The sequence below is a fragment of the Candidatus Tisiphia endosymbiont of Ditula angustiorana genome (assembly GCF_964026425.1).
GTDB lineage: Bacteria > Pseudomonadota > Alphaproteobacteria > Rickettsiales > Rickettsiaceae > Tisiphia.
Window position 1 is genome coordinate 1,534,889 of sequence record NZ_OZ032143.1, and the last position, 18,325, is coordinate 1,553,213.

The 18,325-nt window shown below is 32.2% G+C and carries 24 protein-coding genes and 3 pseudogenes; 11 read left to right on the top strand and 16 right to left on the bottom strand.

What is annotated here, in order from left to right:
* Positions 1-183: 183 nt before the first annotated feature.
* Positions 184-947 (bottom strand): IS5 family transposase gene (locus tag AAGD29_RS07300; protein ID WP_341757317.1). Its coding sequence is split into 2 segments (ribosomal slippage): positions 184-612 and positions 615-947, totalling 762 coding nucleotides; the frame shifts between segments, so codons are not numbered across the junction.
* Positions 948-1,013: 66 nt separating this feature from the next.
* Here AAGD29_RS07300 and AAGD29_RS07305 point away from each other — a divergent pair.
* Entirely contained in the window at positions 1,014-1,670 is a 657-nt protein-coding gene (locus tag AAGD29_RS07305; protein WP_341757643.1) for a hypothetical protein, read from the top strand.
* A 250-nt stretch (positions 1,671-1,920) separates the two neighbouring features.
* On the opposite strand, the gene AAGD29_RS07310 is transcribed toward AAGD29_RS07305, so the two are convergent.
* On the bottom strand, positions 1,921-3,129 hold the full coding sequence (locus AAGD29_RS07310) for an ISNCY family transposase (protein ID WP_341757410.1): 1,209 nt from the start codon (positions 3,127-3,129) through the stop codon (positions 1,921-1,923).
* Between the two features lie 101 nt (positions 3,130-3,230).
* Here AAGD29_RS07310 and AAGD29_RS07315 point away from each other — a divergent pair, with 101 nt between their 5' ends.
* Positions 3,231-3,818: a hypothetical protein gene (locus AAGD29_RS07315; protein WP_341757644.1), complete on the top strand. Its 588-nt coding sequence runs from the start codon at positions 3,231-3,233 to the stop codon at positions 3,816-3,818.
* A gap of 1 nt (position 3,819) precedes the next feature.
* On the opposite strand, the gene AAGD29_RS07320 is transcribed toward AAGD29_RS07315, so the two are convergent.
* The 5 genes and pseudogenes from AAGD29_RS07320 to AAGD29_RS07335 form a co-directional block, all read right to left on the bottom strand.
* Positions 3,820-4,338, bottom strand: a complete 519-nt coding sequence (locus AAGD29_RS07320; RefSeq protein ID WP_341757645.1) for an IS630 family transposase — start codon at positions 4,336-4,338, stop codon at positions 3,820-3,822.
* Positions 4,302-4,673, bottom strand: a complete 372-nt coding sequence (locus tag AAGD29_RS07325) for an IS630 transposase-related protein (RefSeq protein WP_341757646.1) — start codon at positions 4,671-4,673, stop codon at positions 4,302-4,304. Before AAGD29_RS07325 ends, AAGD29_RS07320 begins: the two co-directional genes overlap by 37 nt.
* Before the next feature lie 200 nt (positions 4,674-4,873).
* Positions 4,874-7,480 (bottom strand): Tn3 family transposase, encoded by a 2,607-nt coding sequence (locus AAGD29_RS07330; protein ID WP_410521188.1) that lies wholly within the window; start codon positions 7,478-7,480, stop codon positions 4,874-4,876.
* A gap of 96 nt (positions 7,481-7,576) precedes the next feature.
* Positions 7,577-7,888: pseudogene (locus AAGD29_RS10345) on the bottom strand (DUF4158 domain-containing protein); the annotation flags it as partial.
* 12 nt (positions 7,889-7,900) lie between these two features.
* Positions 7,901-8,188, bottom strand: a complete 288-nt coding sequence (locus AAGD29_RS07335) for a hypothetical protein (protein WP_341757647.1) — start codon at positions 8,186-8,188, stop codon at positions 7,901-7,903.
* Positions 8,189-8,220: 32 nt separating this feature from the next.
* On the opposite strand from AAGD29_RS07335, the gene AAGD29_RS07340 reads away from it, so the two are divergent.
* The 5 genes and pseudogenes from AAGD29_RS07340 (at position 8,221) to AAGD29_RS07360 (ending at position 11,135) form a co-directional block, all read left to right on the top strand.
* A complete protein-coding gene (locus AAGD29_RS07340; RefSeq protein ID WP_341757363.1) occupies positions 8,221-8,862 on the top strand; it encodes a recombinase family protein in 642 nt (213 codons plus the stop codon).
* A gap of 379 nt (positions 8,863-9,241) precedes the next feature.
* The gene (locus tag AAGD29_RS07345) at positions 9,242-9,724 is read left to right on the top strand and encodes a ProQ/FINO family protein (RefSeq protein ID WP_341757648.1); all 483 of its coding nucleotides are present in this window, start codon (positions 9,242-9,244) and stop codon (positions 9,722-9,724) included.
* A gap of 278 nt (positions 9,725-10,002) precedes the next feature.
* The gene (locus tag AAGD29_RS07350) at positions 10,003-10,230 is read left to right on the top strand and encodes a ribbon-helix-helix protein, CopG family (protein ID WP_341757649.1); all 228 of its coding nucleotides are present in this window, start codon (positions 10,003-10,005) and stop codon (positions 10,228-10,230) included.
* The gene (locus AAGD29_RS07355) at positions 10,227-10,589 is read left to right on the top strand and encodes a type II toxin-antitoxin system VapC family toxin (RefSeq protein WP_341757650.1); all 363 of its coding nucleotides are present in this window, start codon (positions 10,227-10,229) and stop codon (positions 10,587-10,589) included. Before AAGD29_RS07350 ends, AAGD29_RS07355 begins: the two co-directional genes overlap by 4 nt.
* A gap of 7 nt (positions 10,590-10,596) precedes the next feature.
* Positions 10,597-11,135: pseudogene (locus tag AAGD29_RS07360) on the top strand (recombinase family protein).
* A gap of 208 nt (positions 11,136-11,343) precedes the next feature.
* Here AAGD29_RS07360 and AAGD29_RS07365 read toward each other — a convergent pair.
* Together AAGD29_RS07365 and AAGD29_RS07370 are read right to left on the bottom strand one after the other, a co-directional pair.
* On the bottom strand, positions 11,344-11,730 hold the full coding sequence (locus tag AAGD29_RS07365; protein ID WP_341757651.1) for a type II toxin-antitoxin system VapC family toxin: 387 nt from the start codon (positions 11,728-11,730) through the stop codon (positions 11,344-11,346).
* Complete coding sequence (locus tag AAGD29_RS07370; RefSeq protein WP_341757652.1) at positions 11,723-11,968, bottom strand: AbrB/MazE/SpoVT family DNA-binding domain-containing protein; 246 nt, start codon at positions 11,966-11,968, stop codon at positions 11,723-11,725. Before AAGD29_RS07370 ends, AAGD29_RS07365 begins: the two co-directional genes overlap by 8 nt.
* Positions 11,969-12,128: 160 nt before the next feature.
* Here AAGD29_RS07370 and AAGD29_RS07375 point away from each other — a divergent pair.
* The 3 genes and pseudogenes from AAGD29_RS07375 to AAGD29_RS07385 all read left to right on the top strand — a co-directional run.
* Positions 12,129-12,892 (top strand): IS5 family transposase gene (locus tag AAGD29_RS07375; protein ID WP_341757317.1). Its coding sequence is split into 2 segments (ribosomal slippage): positions 12,129-12,461 and positions 12,464-12,892, totalling 762 coding nucleotides; the frame shifts between segments, so codons are not numbered across the junction.
* Between the two features lie 399 nt (positions 12,893-13,291).
* On the top strand, positions 13,292-13,474 hold the full coding sequence (locus AAGD29_RS07380; RefSeq protein WP_341757653.1) for a hypothetical protein: 183 nt from the start codon (positions 13,292-13,294) through the stop codon (positions 13,472-13,474).
* A 71-nt stretch (positions 13,475-13,545) separates the two neighbouring features.
* Positions 13,546-13,659 (top strand): annotated as a pseudogene (locus AAGD29_RS07385) (IS6 family transposase); the annotation flags it as partial.
* Between the two features lie 52 nt (positions 13,660-13,711).
* Here the strand turns inward: AAGD29_RS07385 and AAGD29_RS07390 are convergent.
* The 4 genes from AAGD29_RS07390 to AAGD29_RS07405 all read right to left on the bottom strand — a co-directional run bounded on the left by AAGD29_RS07390 (position 13,712) and on the right by AAGD29_RS07405 (position 15,906).
* Complete coding sequence (locus AAGD29_RS07390; protein ID WP_341757654.1) at positions 13,712-14,344, bottom strand: DNA (cytosine-5-)-methyltransferase; 633 nt, start codon at positions 14,342-14,344, stop codon at positions 13,712-13,714.
* Positions 14,345-14,433: 89 nt separating this feature from the next.
* A protein-coding gene (locus AAGD29_RS07395; protein WP_341757655.1) for an IS5 family transposase occupies positions 14,434-15,278 on the bottom strand; the annotation gives its coding sequence in 2 pieces (ribosomal slippage) (positions 14,434-14,891 and positions 14,891-15,278; 846 coding nt in all).
* Between the two features lie 69 nt (positions 15,279-15,347).
* Positions 15,348-15,629, bottom strand: a complete 282-nt coding sequence (locus AAGD29_RS07400) for a CopG family antitoxin (protein ID WP_341754343.1) — start codon at positions 15,627-15,629, stop codon at positions 15,348-15,350.
* Positions 15,616-15,906: a toxin gene (locus tag AAGD29_RS07405; RefSeq protein WP_341757656.1), complete on the bottom strand. Its 291-nt coding sequence runs from the start codon at positions 15,904-15,906 to the stop codon at positions 15,616-15,618. The genes AAGD29_RS07400 and AAGD29_RS07405 overlap by 14 nt, the downstream gene beginning before the upstream one ends.
* Positions 15,907-16,224: 318 nt before the next feature.
* Between AAGD29_RS07405 and AAGD29_RS07410 the strand changes: the two genes are divergently transcribed.
* Positions 16,225-16,407 carry a hypothetical protein gene (locus AAGD29_RS07410; protein ID WP_341757657.1) on the top strand — a complete coding sequence of 61 codons (183 nt, stop codon included), beginning with the start codon at positions 16,225-16,227 and terminating at the stop codon, positions 16,405-16,407.
* A gap of 247 nt (positions 16,408-16,654) precedes the next feature.
* Here AAGD29_RS07410 and AAGD29_RS07415 read toward each other — a convergent pair whose 3' ends face one another.
* The 3 genes from AAGD29_RS07415 to AAGD29_RS07425 all read right to left on the bottom strand — a co-directional run bounded on the left by AAGD29_RS07415 (position 16,655) and on the right by AAGD29_RS07425 (position 18,144).
* Entirely contained in the window at positions 16,655-17,407 is a 753-nt protein-coding gene (locus AAGD29_RS07415) for an IS5 family transposase (protein ID WP_341757658.1), read from the bottom strand.
* Positions 17,408-17,480: 73 nt separating this feature from the next.
* On the bottom strand, positions 17,481-17,669 hold the full coding sequence (locus tag AAGD29_RS07420) for a transposase (RefSeq protein ID WP_341757659.1): 189 nt from the start codon (positions 17,667-17,669) through the stop codon (positions 17,481-17,483).
* Positions 17,653-18,144 carry a transposase gene (locus tag AAGD29_RS07425; protein WP_341757660.1) on the bottom strand — a complete coding sequence of 164 codons (492 nt, stop codon included), beginning with the start codon at positions 18,142-18,144 and terminating at the stop codon, positions 17,653-17,655. Before AAGD29_RS07425 ends, AAGD29_RS07420 begins: the two co-directional genes overlap by 17 nt.
* Positions 18,145-18,325: the final 181 nt, after the last annotated feature.

Sequence of the window (18,325 nt, forward strand, 5' to 3'; positions counted from 1 at the left end):
TTTTTCAGTCCATTATATAATATTTAAACTTAAGTTGAATTATTTTTGCTTATTCTTTATAATTATTCGTATAATGTGTTTTATACGTACCGTTAGGGCATAATTTATTTTTCACCAGTTTCATTATATGAAAAAATCTTTACTATTAATCATATTATTAATCATTAATACTAGGGTGTGTCATCAATTGAGCCAAATTACCATGGAAGCCATATAAACAGCACCCAAAAAGTTCTGAGATGTTTTGTCATATCGTGTTGCAATAGCTCTATATTGCTTCAATTTTGCAAAAAAGTTCTCAATCAAATGCCTAGCTTTATATAGGTCCTTATCATACTTAGCTGGATTCACACGATTCTTCTTTGGGGGAATCACAGCTATACATCCCTTATCTTTCAGCTTATCTCGCATACGTACATCGGCATCATAAGCCTTATCAGCAAGTACAGCATCCGCTTTCGTCAATTCATTCATCAAAACATCAGATCCTTGCAAATCATGAGCTTGACCCGGGGTAAGATGGAATCCCGTTGGATTCCCTAGAGCGTCACATGTGGCATGGATTTTAGTACTCAGCCCCCCTTTACCTCGTCCAATTGCTTGGTCATCATCTAACTCTTTTTTTTAGCACCGGCACTATGTTGATGAGCCCTAACAATGGTTGAATCAATCATGGCATACTCGTTATCAGCATCTTCAGCCAGCATCTCAAAAACCTTTTTCCACACACCTGTCTTGCTCCACCTTGAATGACGTAGGTGAATCACTCGAAAATCTCCAAAACGTTCAGGTAGGTCTCTCCAAGGTATACCAGCCCTATATCGATACAAGACTGCTTCTACAAATAGGCGATTATCCTTGGCTGTTACACCAACAGACTCTTCCCTTCCAGGTAGCTTATCTTTAATCCGATCCCATTGATCGTCACGTAGAGCATATCGACGCATAGAGAAAATTTATCCTTAATTTTTTCTCTATTACACAACAAATAAACGCTCCTGTCAACTTAATTGATGACACACCCTAGAACTTTGGCAAAAGAACAAATATCTAATTTGATCACCCCAGTTAGTTATTTTGTCAATCATGAACAACAACTTAAAATCCTTGATGAATATTTAAGTAAATACAGACAAGCAAGTATAGTTGGTACTAGTGGTATAGGTAAAACTCAACTGATTAGGATGTATGGTTATGAGAATAAAAATAATTATGATATAATTTGGTTTTTTGATTGTAACCTTGATTTTAATGAACAATTTGTCAGATTAGCTAAACAACTCAATATGATCAAACAAACTAATATATCTGAAGAAGTTGCTTTAGCAAAAAAAGAAGTAATATCATATTTAACTTCTACTAATAAGTGGTTATTGGTGTTCGATAATTTAAAAGTTAATGAAAATAAAAAAGTACAGGATTTAATTGATTGGGAACATAATGGTCATGTCGCGTTTTGTTCGCAAGATAATGAAAAGTTACCTAATGTTATAGCAATGACCCTACTTGATAGGTCTACTATTGTAGCTTTAGCTAATAACTTATTGGATAATAAGGATAACAATAATATCAAATTTTTAACACAATCTTTTAGTGGTTATCCAATATTGATAGTGCAAGGAACTCAATTGCTTAACAAAATTAAAGGTTTAGATCAAAGAGGAGTATAAAAAGAGAATTTATCAATCAACTGATAAAATAGCAACAAATATTAATATGGTTTGTCAATAACATTCTAAAATGTCCGGGTTTTGTAACAAGGTAATTGTCCGTTTTATTGTGAATCTTTTTTTTAAATTCTTAAAAAATATTTTTTAAAATTTAGATGGTTGTGGTTGTGGAATTGTGGGAAACTTCGTTAGAAGTTATCCATAATTCCACAACCAGTTAAAGTTAGTGATTCACAATAACTAGCTCACTTTAGGCTGCAATATTGACGCTATCAGCCTTTTTGCTTAACTTCACAATTACCTTGCCACTTGCATCATATTTTGCTACTCTCCTAGCACCATGGAAAATAGCCAGTTCTCCATTGGTGTATTCATGTATCATTACTCTACATTTTACATAATGATACCTCTGGTCATTACTTGGGATTTGCAAGAGTTTTTTGTTATAGGAAACAGTATTATCTTTTGCTACTACTCTTTCCTCTTGAATCGATAATATATCTTGTAAATCCCTTCCAGTATAGGGGATAAACGCACTCTCCTTAAGCTCTGGGGTCACGCAAAACTGCTCATTATATTCTGGAACAAAAACTTCCTTAAGATAACAATTTGCCTCTCTAATCGTTCTAATACCAGCTACTCTGAATTCTTGTGGTAACCGCTTCTGAAGAGAGCCAAACATCCTCTCTGACCTACCTCTCGCCTCTGGGGAATAGGCATGGATAAGCTGAATGCCAAGTTGCTTGCACGCTCTTCCTACTTGTGTCGGGTTATTCTTATCTACCTTACCACCGGCTATTGCCGTGTAAGCATAATGGCTACCTCTATCCACATACAGAGAACTAAATAACCCTTTAGCTTCTATGACTTCTGTCAGGGCTATAAAACAACTTGCTGTTCCTTCTTCTTCTATTAAAAATGCTGAATATATTTCATTGCTAGCATCGTCCATTGTCACTATCAAATCCGGATGATACCCTAGTCCATAAATCCACTCATGTGTAGAACCATCCTGATGCAGCATCATGCCAACCATGGGCTTCCTAGGTCTTTTAAGACGATGGTGAGGTTTCTTATTAGTAAGTTTAGTTACTAATCCACATCCTTGCAGCGATATCCTAACAAAATTATAACTATGCTTAAATTTATGTTTCTTTACTAGCTGTTCATGAAAATGCTTAGATGTAAAATCATAGTATGTTTCTTCGTATAATTTTAGCATTTGCTCTACTTCATCTACTGCTACTTTGTTAGGTGGCATATGACCTATCCTTCTATCTAACAGACCAAAAAATCCACTTTCTTCATACCTCACTTTCTTTCGTCTAAATGTTCTCTCACTACATCCTAATAAATCTGCTGCAACTTCGTTGCTAATTTCTCCTCTATCGTATCTGTCGTATATTTCTTCAAATCGCATTTTTATAACCTCTTGTAATATGTTTGTCTTACTTGGCATAACCTCTCTCTTCTAATTGAGAGAGACTTATACTCTATTTACGGACAATTACCTTGTTACCAAATACGGTCATACACCTTGTTATCGACACAAATATTAATATGGTTATTCAACAATTAAAACCAAGTGCAATAAAGTTGCTAAATAAAATAGCTTTATTAAATAATCAAACCTTCTCAAAACAGCTTCTTACCACCATTACTGATCATAAAGATAGTTTAGATGATGATATATATCAATTATCTAAATTTATGCTAATCAGTAATATTAGTCCTAGCGAAGATAACCCTATTTTTGAAATGCATGATATAGTTAGCAATAAAATAATGGAACTAAATGGTGATAATAATAAAATATATTTAGAAAATATTATTGCCAAAATACCTAAAGCAAAAGGAACTTACTCCGGACATTTGTGGAGAACTGCCCAGACTATACCAGAGAATTTAGAAATTATTCTAAAAAATTCTGAAGAGTATAATATTAACATATATGCGATCATGATTTTAAGAAGTGAGTTATTTTCTCTATATGTAAATCTTCATAATAATAAAGCACAACAAATGGCTGATTGGTTTAGTAAGAAAGATAAGAACAAAGAATTTAAATTGTGGCAAATGTCTGAAAATCAAAAGTTTTATTACGCTAGATACTTAGGAGTAATGGGAACATATAGTAAAATACATTGAATTAGGTGACAAAGAACATAGAAATAGCTTCAAATAATTTACTAGTTTCTATTATTTTATTTTTAATCCATTTTTTCATATTAGCCCAAAATTTTTCTATTGGATTTAAGTCTGGTGAATATGGGGGTAAAAAAATAACCTTACAACCTACTGATTCTATTAATTCTTTCGTCTTCTTTGATTTATGGAAACTAGCATTATCCAGTACTACAACCTGTCCTGCTTTTAATTCTTTAATTAAAAACTTCTCAACCCAATTATTAAATAGTTCTGTATTACAAGTTCCATTAAACACAAAAGGGGCTATCGGCTTATTATTTACCAAACCAGCTATGATATTAGTTCTTTGATACTGTTTACCACTTTTTTGTCCTAGCAACAATTCTCCTATCTTACCCCAACCTCTATCTTGGCAAATAGTCCTATCTATACCACTTTCATCAAGATATACTATTTGCTCTTTGTCATATTTACTGACCTTTTCTAAATATTCAGATCGTTTCTCTGCACTTGCTTCCAAATAGCTAAAGGTTTTTTTTTATAACTATAGCCTAACTTCTTTAATATTCTTCCAACTTGAGTGCCTGTAATCCCAAATTTCTTACCAATATCTTTTAGCATAATATTTGAATTATTTTTGACAAAATCTTCTAATTGTTGCTTGTCAACTTTACTTTTAAATCCTAATCTTACTTTTGCTAATATTGTTCCTTCTTTTTTCTTCCTTACCTTCCAACGACTAATTGTATTCTCGTGTATATCAAATATCTTAGCAGCAGATCTTTGACTATTACCTTTTTCTATATAATTTATTACTTTTTCTCTTAAATCTTGACTATATGGGCTTGTTGACATTTTTTCTCTTATTTATATCATATAAACTCATCTAATTCAATGTGTTTCACTATATCATAAAAAAATATTAAAAAATTTTGAACAATCGATTCGTTATTGTACTAAAGCATTAACGATTTTAGATAAACTTGATGATGGTATCCAAAGCACAAATCCCCGCCGATAAACTAGGATGCTCTATGTACCTTATATCTCTAGGTTTACAAGGTTGTTTTTAGATTTTTTTGTAACTGTGCAACTATATCCTCTATTTTTATTGTCTCTTTTACTTGCATAAACTCATATTTGCCGATAAAGTTAATATGTTCCCACCTTACTGGAGACACGCTGTTTAAATAGTTTATTCCCTCTATATTTCCTTGTGTGGTAAGCTCTGCAAGCAGTTTGTCTAGTATAATTGCATTGTATAATATTATAGAATTCGCCAGTAATCTAGAACATTGATTCCATATCTCATTCTCTAAAATGGTCTGTCCTCTAAACTTCCCACTATGTACTTTTGCTATAGCTCTACGTAGCTGGTGGTAAGCTTCAACCCTGTTTAAAGCTTTACGAATTTGACTCCGTAAAATGTCATCATCGATGAAATCTAATAAATAGAGACTTTTCAGTATTGAATCATATTCCCAAAGAGCTGTTTTAATTCTGCTGTACCTCTTATGAGATGACAACTTACCTATAATAGTAGCTTGGGTTGATTCCATCGTCGCGAGCGATATAAATATTCTTTGAATATTATCCCATTCTTCTGTGATGAGTTTTCTATTGGCGAGTTTAGTTGGTTTGATAAAGCAGTCTTTGTATAAGGTCAAAGGCTTCATACTTCTAAGGCTTTTGACTTGTTCTTTTGGGTCGCTAAAATTTGGCATAAATAATTTGCTTATGGAATCAAGCACAGCAAAGTTAACCCTGTTAATTGAATGCATATCTCCTGATATGGCGTTTGGATCAATGTCAGAGGTATTATTATATATAATGTCGTAGGTATAATGGCTCTCATGCTCATTCGCACCAATCATCTTGCAATTGATCGGCACATGGTTAAGTACCATACTAAACGGAACAATGCCTTTATATAAGCCAAAATATTTGGGAGAGTATCTTGCTTGCATAGTATCTAACCTTGTTTCAAACTTTTGGCCATCTACTGCAGCTAGTAATTTATCCGTCAAAATGTTCCACGAGTTAAATACCTTAAGACTAGCTATTTTGTTACTGATAATATCATTAGCCTCTCGTAAATTTTCTAGGCTCAAAAAGTTTTTTTCTATATTACTCAGAGTGCTATAGCTTATATCACAACTTCGTGCCATGCGATAAGTACCAAAACTAAACCCATTGGCTACAATGCAGGCAATGATTCCTTCATAATCAGCTTTTTGCTTAGAGTAACGTGGTTTGATATGATCAAAAGCTTCACAGAAGTTGGTTTGCTCATTGATACAATATAACAACTCACTAATATTAATATTTGGTATTCCAGCGAAGAAATTATCATCTCTCTTATCTACAGTAGGATTGATTAAGTGCCATTTGTAGTTCTTGTTACCATCTTTATCCTCTTTGCCAGCTTTAGTCTTACTCTCTTTTATTTTAATGTGGCTATTTTCTTTACTAGCAATTTTTCTATTCACTTCTAAAGTTTTTGCATGAAGTTTTGTTTCTAATTCATCAAGTCTTTGTTCTATATCAACAGCAATATTAGGGTAGTTCAGTTTTTGTATGAGTTCGTCTTTATTTTGCCATACCTTATCAGAAACAAGATCCGTGCTTAGGCTTTTATACTTAGTACTTTCATTACAAAAAATATTCCCCTTATCAATTTCCTTTACAATAGATTGGTATAGATAAAACTCATATTTATCTAGATGATAAGCATTGGAGGTTGTAGCCGTGCTTGAGGTTGGTTTAGTTGCTGTAGTAACAGCCGTAGGAGTTGTGGTTACGGCAGTTCCAGCCAAGATTTGACTTTGGTTGGACGTAGGTGACGTTTGTGCTGCATCAGAGGGTTTGGTGTTAGTTTCATTGCCTTTAAAAATATATAGATATTTTCTGATACTTTTTGGAATAAATGTGTCAGGAAATTTATCGTTAGCGATCTTACTTAGCGGCACTTCTTTATCAAAAACATCCTGTAGAAAGGATATTGCTTGCATTAAATCATCATCCTTTTTACTGCTACAAAACTCTATTGATCTAAATAGCATACGGAGATTACCCTTAATACGCTTGGCTTTATTAACATAGAATTCCCATTTAGCAGACTCAAAGTCAAAGGATTGTCCCTCAATATAGTCAGCTGTTGGTAGATACTGAGTTTTAGGGAGAATATTGTACGCAGATTTCCAAAAATTTGTATGCTCTATTTGTTCCGCCTCTCCCATAAATCTTAATAAGCTACTTACTTTTGGTAAATTATCATTATAATGAACTGTATGGAGTACGAGTTGCTGATGAGCATATTCATTGGACTCTTGAATGAAGTTGTTATTACAATAGATAAAACTAGTAACTAAATTATTGATGATCTCTTTGTATCTCTGATTAATGTAGCATAGCAAATACAGGTTTCTAAGTGGTTTGCTAAATTGCTCTAATCTGTAAATATTATACTCATCTGCAATACTGGCGTAGTACCTAATACATTTAGGTGATATTTCAAGTTTATCTATTAGCTGTTTGGATAGTTTATAATATTCTGAATATATACGAGACTTAGCACATTCTTCTTTGAGTTCTGAGTATTTAAAATTCTTTGGTTCTCGCTTGAGTGTTGATAAATTCATTGTAGAGCCTGATTGAGTCATACCTAACAAAAAATTATCAAGTGCTGGAGGTATATTATCTCGAAGTATATTTTCTATACGTTTAAATTCGATACTGATTGATAGGCTGATTATATCGTGTAATATAGTGTAACTTGGTAATACAATTTGTTTTATCTGAATCTGAGATAGTATTTCCCTAAAAATATCTAGATGATTTGCATGAATACGCACTAAAAGCAAAGCTTGTTCTACAAGCTCTTTACGTGCTTTATCATTGAAGTCTCTAAAATTCAGTAAAGCCAAAATTTTCTTATTGCTTTCTTCTTTTTTTGCCTTAAGCAATATACTTTTACGCTTATCTTGTATGGCAAAATACTGAGTTAACACATAATCCAAGTCTAGCAGAACATCTTTGTAGTCAAAAGAAAATAACCGACCTTTAGCTTTAAAATAGCCAAGTTATAATATTGCATGAACTTTAGAAGAAATATCGGGAATTTTTTCAATGAGCTGCCTCTCCTTCTTATTTAAAGAAAAGAAAACAATCCTTTCTTCTAATGTGAACTTTGGCAAAGAATAAAGATCATTGACTTCAGCCTCGCTTAAAATTTTGATGCGTTTATAACCTGTAACCATAAAACCATAAATCATAGCTTTTTGTATATGATAAAACGGTCGATAAGATACTGCTATTTTGTAAGTGCTATATATGTTATATAAATAATACAATATGTATAGTTTTTTCATAAAAATACAGTTAAAACTTAACAGGCTAGAGAATGACCAAAATTATAGCTTATATTCGTACCTCAACCGATAAACAGGAATTAAATAATCAAAAACTTGCAATATTAGAGTATGCCCAGAGAAATAATCTAAAAATATCTGAGTTTATTGAAATTCAAGTTTCTTCTAGAAAAACTTCTAAACAGCGAAGGATAGAAGACGTTTTAGGAAAACTCTGTAGTACTGATATGTTGATTGTAACAGAGCTGAGTAGGCTTGGCAGGAGTACTCCTGAAGTCATAGATCTGGTCAATGAATTAGTAAAAAAAAATATCAGAGTGGTAATACTTAAACAAAACCTTGACATTAGCAAGCAGGATATGAATTCCAAAGTCACAATTACCTTGTTTGCATTATTTTCAGATCTTGAACGTGATCTAATCAGTGTTCGTACTAAAGATGCCCTTGCACTTAAAAAAGCTCAAGGACAAATATTAGGTAAACCAATTGGTAGTATACAAAAAAGCAAGTTTGATAAAGACGTTAGTAAAATTAAAGAATTACTAAAACTAGGTCTGTCGGTAAGAAAAATATCCAAATTCTTTGGTTATAATAACCATATATCGCTTAATACTTATATTCAAAAAAGAAAATTGAAAGATAGTTTAAATGGAGACAAAAATACGAGTTTTTAAATGGTTTAATTAATAACACAAAAAACACTCTAAAACCTATATTATAAAAGGCTTAGTTCATGCTGGTTTATCGGCGGGGATTTGTGCTTCGAACCCCTTTTTGTGAGAAATAACATACTAGCCTGCACCAACTTCACATTAACCTTTAATTTTTTATTATATGCTTTTAAAATAGTAGATAAAGCACTAACATAAACATTTTTTGGGGGTATGTTATTTGTGAGCAGAACTGCATAACTTTATCTAATTTTTTTGCTAGTATGAATTTTTTATACATTTGAGTACATTGCCAAGGTTACTGGTTTAACTATTGAAGAAATCCAAAAACTAAAATCTTTTAGATAATTCCATCTATATCGCTTACCAATGATAAGATATAATGATAAGATATATTATGTATAATAGACCAATATTAAGATTAAAGACAAATATAACTCAAGTCAAACCTAGCGTTAACAATAATGCTGAGCTAGCAGGCAATAATACAGCTCAGCCTGTAATTATACAGACAAACAACCATACCAACATCACTTCCAAAGAGAAGAACACCCAAATTCAATTAAAAGCCCGACCGAAAATATTACTAAGCAAGGATGAATATACTAATATCTTAAACTTGCTGCAAACTACTTACCCCAAATGTTTTACCACCCCACCTACTCCCCTAGCTATTGGTATTCATAAGGAGTTACTTTTGTTAGAGCAAGAGTATTTGCCTAAAACTAAAATACGTAAATTTTTGAGAATATATTGTCGCAATATAAACTATCGTAAAGCTATAATTTTAGGGAGCAATAGAGTAAGCTTAAATGGTACAGTAGTTGGTACTATTACAGAAAATAAGCCTTTAAAGCAAAATTAACTTATGAATTCTCAAAATCTCTATAGTACTCTTAAGTTTTAAAGTGCAAGCTATCTTAAGTCACTGTCCAATAAATTATAAGTTAGTGGACAGTAATAAATAGGTTTAATTTATTATCTATTTAATCGATAATTAACATATAGTAGACAGTATAGTATACTATTCCACTTAGTAGACAATTCTTTGATTGAAAGTAACAACTATTAACTTGAATTCAATGATAAAGCTTATTATATCAGATGACGATAACACATATAATAAATTGGAAATAGAACATTATGAGAACAATAGTTGACATACCTGATAAACAAATAGAAATTCTAGACCAGCTATCTAAAAGAAAAAAAGTATCAAGAGCGGAAATTGTAAGGCAAGCTTTAGATAATTATATTGGTAGCTATAATAAAAGTAAGGAAAATTATCGAATGGCATTTGGGATTTGGAAAGGAAAAAATATAGATAGTTTGCTATATCAACAAAAACTAAGAGATGAATGGTCTAAATGAAAGCATTATTTGATACTAATATTTTAATAGACTATTTACAAGGGATTGTAGAGGCCGGTAAAGAAATTGAACAATATAAGGATCCCCAAATTAGTGTGATAACTAAAATAGAAATATTAGTTGGAACTACAGAAGATGATGAACAAGCTATTAGAGAATTTTTAAATAATTTTACTGTTATTAATCTTAATGAGGAAATTTGTGAAATAGCCATATCTCTTAGGAAGAAACATAGAATTAAAATACCTGATGCCATAATATGGGCAACTGCTCAATATAATAATGGTTTACTAATAACAAGAAATATTAAAGACTTTCCTAATCATTCATCGGATATAAAGATTCCGTATTATATATAAGTAGAATATGAGATTATTTGGTTATGCTAGAGTATCAACTTCCGATCAATCATTAGAAATACAAAAGCAAGCTCTTAAAAAAGCAGGAGTGCAAGAATCAAGAATATTTTTTGACAAACTAACTGGTAGTAATCTTGATAGGGAGGGACTAAACTTATTAATGGTGAAAGTAGAGGAAGGTGATGTAGTGTTAATTACCAAGCTCGATAGATTAGGTAGGGATACGGCAGATATGATAAGCTTAATTAATCGCTTTAACAAAATAAATGTAGGAGTACGTTTTTTAGATGACAGTATTAGTACCGAAGGGTCAACTGGTAAAATGGTAGCAACCATTTTATCGGCAGTAGCAGAACGTCACCGGATTCTAGAGCGTACCAATGAAGGTCGACTTGAAGCAAAGCTCAAAGGCATAAAATTTGGAGCTAAGCGGCGAATTGATCGAAAACAATTACTGCAATATAAGGACCAGGGTATTCAGCTTTAGCTAAAAAGATGGGTATAAGTCGTGCCGCTGTGTACAAAATATTAAACGATCTTTCCTAGGGAAAAATCTGTGTTACAAGATAGTTAGAAAATTTAATACTTTTGTAATATACTTTTACTAGGGCACGTCATCAATTGAGCCAAATGACTATGGAAGCATATAAATAGCCCTAGAAAGCTCTTTGTAGATTGTAATCAGCTTTTGTAAAATATTTTATAGGCTCATAAATATTAATCTGTCTTTTAAAAATATTTTAATATAATAACATCACCTTATTAACTTAATATCTGCTTGATTGATTTCTAAGTTATACCAAGCTTTATCAGCAGTGTATATAGAAACATTTAGTTTGATACCAAGTGCTATACAAGCTCTATCGCCAAAAGATAGACCTTTGTGTTTTGTATGTTTTTTTAAGAGAGCAGAAAGAAATGATTGCTCACTATCGAAAGGGATAATAGAGCTAATAAAAGGCTCTATAGAATTCTTGCATTCTTCTTCAGTCATATCAGAGTCTAACAATATTGCTGCTACTTCAGAAACGTTTACACTTGACATAATTATATTACCTAGAAGTTTTTCTACTTCTGTAGCTCCTGTTTCATATTTGATTAAAGCAAGTAGGGCAGAAGCATCTAATACTACCTTATTCATTTCTTGCCTCATTTCTTCTTTCAGCAATTAATCTATCAACCAAACTCTCACTAGAAGGGTGATACTTATTGATAGTTTTACGTGCTTTTTCAAGAAGAAATTTCATAGGAGAAATGACCACTTCACCTTCTTTGGCAGTAAAGATTATCTCTTCTCCATCTGCTATATTAAGATATTTCCTGTAAGCAGATGGTATAGAAACTTTACCTCCTTTTGCTATTTTTGCTCTATATGACATTCTAGTACCTTTATTGGTTTAGTGTAACAATTATATCCTAGAGAATAAATTTATAAAAGTATTAAAAATATCAATAGTTACTAGGGTGTGTCATCAATTAAGTTGACAGGAGCGTTTATTTGTTGTGTAATAGAGAAAAAATTAAGGATAAATTTTCTCTATGCGTCGATATGCTCTACGTGACGATCAATGGGATCGGATTAAAGATAAGCTACCTGGAAGGGAAGAGTCTGTTGGTGTAACAGCCAAGGATAATCGCCTATTTGTAGAAGCAGTCTTGTATCGATATAGGGCTGGTATACCTTGGAGAGACCTACCTGAACGTTTTGGAGATTTTCGAGTGATTCACCTACGTCATTCAAGGTGGAGCAAGACAGGTGTGTGGAAAAAGGTTTTTGAGATGCTGGCTGAAGATGCTGATAACGAGTATGCCATGATTGATTCAACCATTGTTAGGGCTCATCAACATAGTGCCGGTGCTAAAAAAAAGAGTTAGATGATGACCAAGCAATTGGACGAGGTAAAGGGGGGCTGAGTACTAAAATCCATGCCACATGTGACGCTCTAGGGAATCCAACGGGATTCCATCTTACCCCGGGTCAAGCTCATGATTTGCAAGGATCTGATGTTTTGATGAATGAATTGACGAAAGCGGATGCTGTACTTGCTGATAAGGCTTATGATGCCGATGTACGTATGCGAGATAAGCTGAAAGATAAGGGATGTATAGCTGTGATTCCCCCAAAGAAGAATCGTGTGAATCCAGCTAAGTATGATAAGGACCTATATAAAGCTAGGCATTTGATTGAGAACTTTTTTGCAAAATTGAAGCAATATAGAGCTATTGCAACACGATATGACAAAACATCTCAGAACTTTTTGGGTGCTGTTTATATGGCTTCCATGGTAATTTGGCTCAATTGATGACACACCCTAAATAATAGAATGGAATATTTTTTTGAATATTAATGTATATATAACAGGTCGGGCTGTTGAAAAAGTTGCTGAGAAGATTAGTTGAATTAGTGAAGTATAATTTATATTATGATAATTTTATGAACTATTAAAATTGAACATTCAATGCAAGGACATCACATTTATCAGCTTAAACATTTTGTTTATATAGATATTGAAACATTGATTCCTAGTAATCACATCTTACGTAAGATAGATAGGTTGCTTGATCTCGCTTTTGTAAGATGTAAATTGTAAGCAGATTTTGACCCACTATTGTAATGAACTATTGACCCACCTAAGTTCATAATTTAATCTCCACAATCCATATCTCATCAGGGTTCTACTGTTGCAAGAGGTGGGTCAGATGTGATTACAATAGTGGGTCAAAATCTGCTTACAATTTACACCTGTGAGGTTGCTTTTGATACTTTGGGCATTAAGTATGATGGTGGTTCTACAGTATGTACTAATTCTAATGATTTATTTCCTAATTCGCATTGTGATTATAAAGTGACCTTTATCGGTGATTCTGACACCATGGAGAGTTAAAAATTGCAACTATAATGGCATCAGTTGTAAATGGTAAAAAAATTAGGTATAGTCAAAAAAAAGATATAGCTATGCCCTTTCATATTTCTTTAAAGTTGCTAAAATATTTTAAAGGATTCTGTTCTTCACCGAAAATAATCATGTTATTTGTTTACATAAAACATGGTTTTCGAATATCTTATCAGTAATCAAAAGTTGTTGCTAGGTTACTATATAGTACTTATATAACTAATATATCTATGTTTTTTTCTCTATATACTCTGCGACTACTCTTACTATAAAACTTGATCTATTCCCTTCAGTTGGGTTACGTGTTATTTCAAGGGGGATTGGTTTTGGGAATTCAAAACTTTGTTCTTCTAAGAAACCAATAACAAATAGTCTCTCTCTATTTTGTGGTATGCCATAATCTCTTGAATTCAAAACTTGTTTATAATATGTATAACCTAGTCCTTTTATGGTTTCTTCAATTGTTTTCCAAGTCTTACCACTATTATGAGATAATAGACCTTTTACATTTTCAAAAATAAAAATCTTGGGCTTTATTTCGTCAACTAATCTTGCAAACTCAAAGAACAAATTACCTCTATCGTCCTCAAGCCCTTTCCTTTTTCCAACCATTGAAAAAGATTGGCAAGGACTTCCCCCTACAAATAAATCTATTTTATTTTTATATTTATTGCCATCGAGTACTTTTATTTCATTGTACCATTGATTTTTTTTGATTTTATAATTAGCAAAATATGTTTGTTTGCAATATTGATCAATATCACAAGCAAAAACAATATGGTGGTTTATTTGCAATCTTTGCAGTGCGTGTTCTATTGCACCAATTCCACTAAATACGGTTGCTATGTTAATTTTCTTCATGTAATCAAACTTAAATATGTGTTAAGTTTGTCTATGTCTGCAAACCATTTTGTATTGATCCCGAATTAACGTAAATATAGTTAAACACATTAGACCTCTTTCGAAACTGGTTGACGTAGTTCAAAATTATAAATGCCAGAGATCAAATTAAATCTAAGACCAAATCTTTTACGTCTATTTCGATATTTGTCAGCAATAATTTTGAACCGTTTTAGCATACCAATAACGTTTTCATTTAGAACTCTTTCTCCTGCTAACCTACGATTATTCTTTTTATCATTTTTAGTTAAAGGATTTTTCTTGCTTTTTTTCTTTGGTAATTCAGAATTATTGTGAATTTTTTGTATACCTTGATATCCTGTATCAGTAATCGCTTTAACCTTAGGATGGATAAGAATTTTGGATTCCTTAAATAATCTAAAGTCATGTTTTTTACCGTTAGAAAAATCTGTACATATTACTTGGTGTGTTTTCTTGTCTACCACTATTTGAGTTTTTAGTGTATGCCTTTTCTTCTTTCCTGAATAATAGAATTTTTGTTTTTTTTGGGTCTTTCTATAGGACTCTCAGTAGCATCAATCAAGACTACTTCATAATTCATATCACTCTTCATTAGAGCTTTACGACCTGGAAGAGCAAAGTTTGGGTGTTTAACTAGGGTGTCTTCTACCCATTTAACAGCTTTATATGCTGAACTTTCACTAATCCCATAGTTCTGACCTATATGGAAATAAGTACGGTATTCTCTAAGGTATTCTAAGACCATCAGCAACTGTTCCTCCAAATTGAGCTTATTTTTACGCCCACCTTTTGATTTCTTAAGACCATCAGCTTGCCTCAAAATATCCACCATCTTTGAGAATGTTCCCTTCTTTACTCCTGTTAATCGACGAAATTTTTCATCCTCTAACTCTTTAATCTGATCGAATTTCATATTATTACTTCAAATCAGATATTTATAACACCATTCTACATCATTGTCTAGTTTCGAAAGAAGCCTAATTTATAAATGTCCTGCAGAATATTTATGAAGAATACTAGCTATAAGAGTTTGATAAGGTAATCCTTCATAAGCAGCTTTTTGTTTGATACGATTCAAATCGCTGCTAGAAATACGAATATTAATTCTCATATCCTTTTGTAAATAATTGTTTGCTGCTTCTAAAGCTCTTTTTTTTTCTTGCTGAATGTTTTTTACTGTTTGCCATTCTTCATTATCAAAAGAATTAGATAGCAGTTCTTCTTCTTGATCAAGTAATATTTCTGAGAAATCATTTTTTTTCATAGCTCTTCACCTCCTTTAAATATTTTTGTGTTGCTTTACGATTAGGAAAAATTGTTCCGTCATCTCCAGTAACGAAAGGGACAAGATAAATATAATGATTAAACTTAACAACATACATTCGTTGATTAGCGTACTTTTGTGAATTAGGATGCTCAATTACGTCTAATATACAATTACTTTCAATAGCCGAAATTATCTCTTCAAAACTTATCCCCCTTTCCAGTATAAGTTTTTGATTTTTTTCTGATGAAAAATTGTAAATATATTTTTTTATCATTCAATCATGGTATGACAATATATGCCTTTTGTCAACATATATCATTGTAATTGTCACTAACCGTTCACCTGAACAGATACCCATCAAGACGTACCCCCCATTTTTAGCTGGACTTCATTTTACAAAAAATTACAGTTATCCAAAACTAACCAGTTTGCTTGCGTCATTTATCTATTAAATATTTACGCCATTTATGTCATTTTTCAAAGTTGAGTTCAGCAGATTGTGTAAAAACCTTATAAATTCATTCTAAAATTATCAAAGTGAAGTTCAATTTTATCATAGACAAGTTCAATATGTATAAAAATCAAGATGGCTATGGATAATATTTCCACGATTGATGATAAAATTCTAATTGCAGAGCGTACTAAGGAAAGCATAAACACTGCTAGACTAAAAGGTAAAATACATGGTAGTCCTGCATTAGATAAAGGAAAACTTAGTTCAGCGTTCAAGTTAAATAAAACAATAATATCTTTAACCAGTTTAATTGGACTATAGCATAACCTATTGATTATGAGCAAACAATTGAAAATCTTTATCGAATTTATCAAGACAACTTACGTGAAATACAAAGTACATAGTGTTATTGAGTAACTACTTAAAATATATGGTTAGATAATTATGAGCAAATTTGTCCAAGCAGATATAAGAATTATTGATAATCAGACTAGTCTAACTAAAGAACAAAAAGAAGCAGTTGGGTTGCTTTCGATAGATACATTCCTAGGTTCTGTTGACAAAAATTTTAACGTAACCATATTAAAGTTCCAACGAAATTTAGAAAAGCTAAAAAAGTGGCTGGAGCTTTATCAAATCTAGAAAATATACGCCTAAAATGTTTGATTTTACCAAATAAGCACTCAATTAAATGTCGTTCCTTATAAGTATGTTTATCATATTCACGTTGTACTTTACGGTTAGATTTTGGTGGTATAACAATCTCACACCTCTTATTTTCTAAACTTTCTACAAATGCACTACTATCGTATCCTTTATCGGCTATCACAGTCGTATTCTGAACATCTTGAGTAAGATTTCCCGCTTGAGTTATATCATTTCTTTGCCCAGCAGTTAGTATAAACTTTAATGGATTACCAAGACCATCAACAAGGGCATGAATTTTAGTACTAAAACCACCTCTGCTTCTACCTAAAGCCGCTTCTTCTTGATTACCTTTGATATATCCAGATGAGCAAGCATGTGCTCTCACAATAGTTGCATCAATCATAATTGATTCCATATCTGCATCTACTTTAACATAATCCATTAAATCCTCCCATATACCTTTGTCAACCCATCTCTTAAATCTGCGATAAATACTGTACCAACAACCATAATCATCAGGTAGAAGACGCCATTGGCAACCTGTTCTAACAATAAACCATATTGCTTCAATAAACTGTCTCATTTTTTCTTCATTCTTGTTGTGTATACCATTTCTTTCCTTAAAAAATGATAAAATTACTTCCCATGCTTGTTCTTCTATGTAATACTTCATATTGGTAGTTCCTTTTTTTGATAACTAAAAACTACCATTTCTTCTTACTATGGCAACTTTTTATTCCTCTTTCCTAACTATAATTTTTGTCAACAGAACCTAGAGTATCCTTATGACCATTTTGGTCAATCCCCATAATATTATAAACAACTTTAGTTGTTACTTTGTTATCTTGTCTAACCTTAAAAAACATAGCATCAAGAAAAACTATCGCATACATCGCTTCAAGTGGTCTACTTCGCCATTCATTTAATTGCGGCATCAGCTTGTCGGTAACAGATGAAATTGTAGCAGCTGATACCTCTACACCATATTATCTCTTGTAGGTGTCCAGCAATCCCTTCGTAAGATGTCCCAAGAGCATAAAGAGCTAATATTTTATTATCCAGCTCCTCATTTAAAATAGTTTGTCTTTTTTTAATCAATTGTGGTTCAAAACTACCATTACGGTCTCTTGGTGTTTCAAGTTCGAAAGAACCTGTAGCCGTCTTCATAGTCTTAGTATTAATGCTGTTTCTACGGTTACTACCTTGTTCCAAACTATTTTCTAGTAAGTGAGAATCCATTTCACCTTCTAGGGCAAGCTCCGTAAAATCTTTCACTAAAGACGTTAGCAGTCCACTTGGACCAAGTAATGGCTTGCCTTGGTATAGTCCTTGTATGATCTCCATACATTTATCTTGATTAAGTATTTGTGATACTTTATCTAGTTGAATTGGTTTCATTGCTTTACTCATGTCAAATTTCCTATTATTTTACGCGAAGAACATGTGGATAAGTTGATAGTAACTTATCCACATTCTTCGCTATTTACAACATCAATAATCTTTATTTTATATATTTAAAAGATTATCTTTTTCTATTTGACACAGTTAGACGAACATTCCCTTATTTTTTACAAATTGTTACATGGGTGTG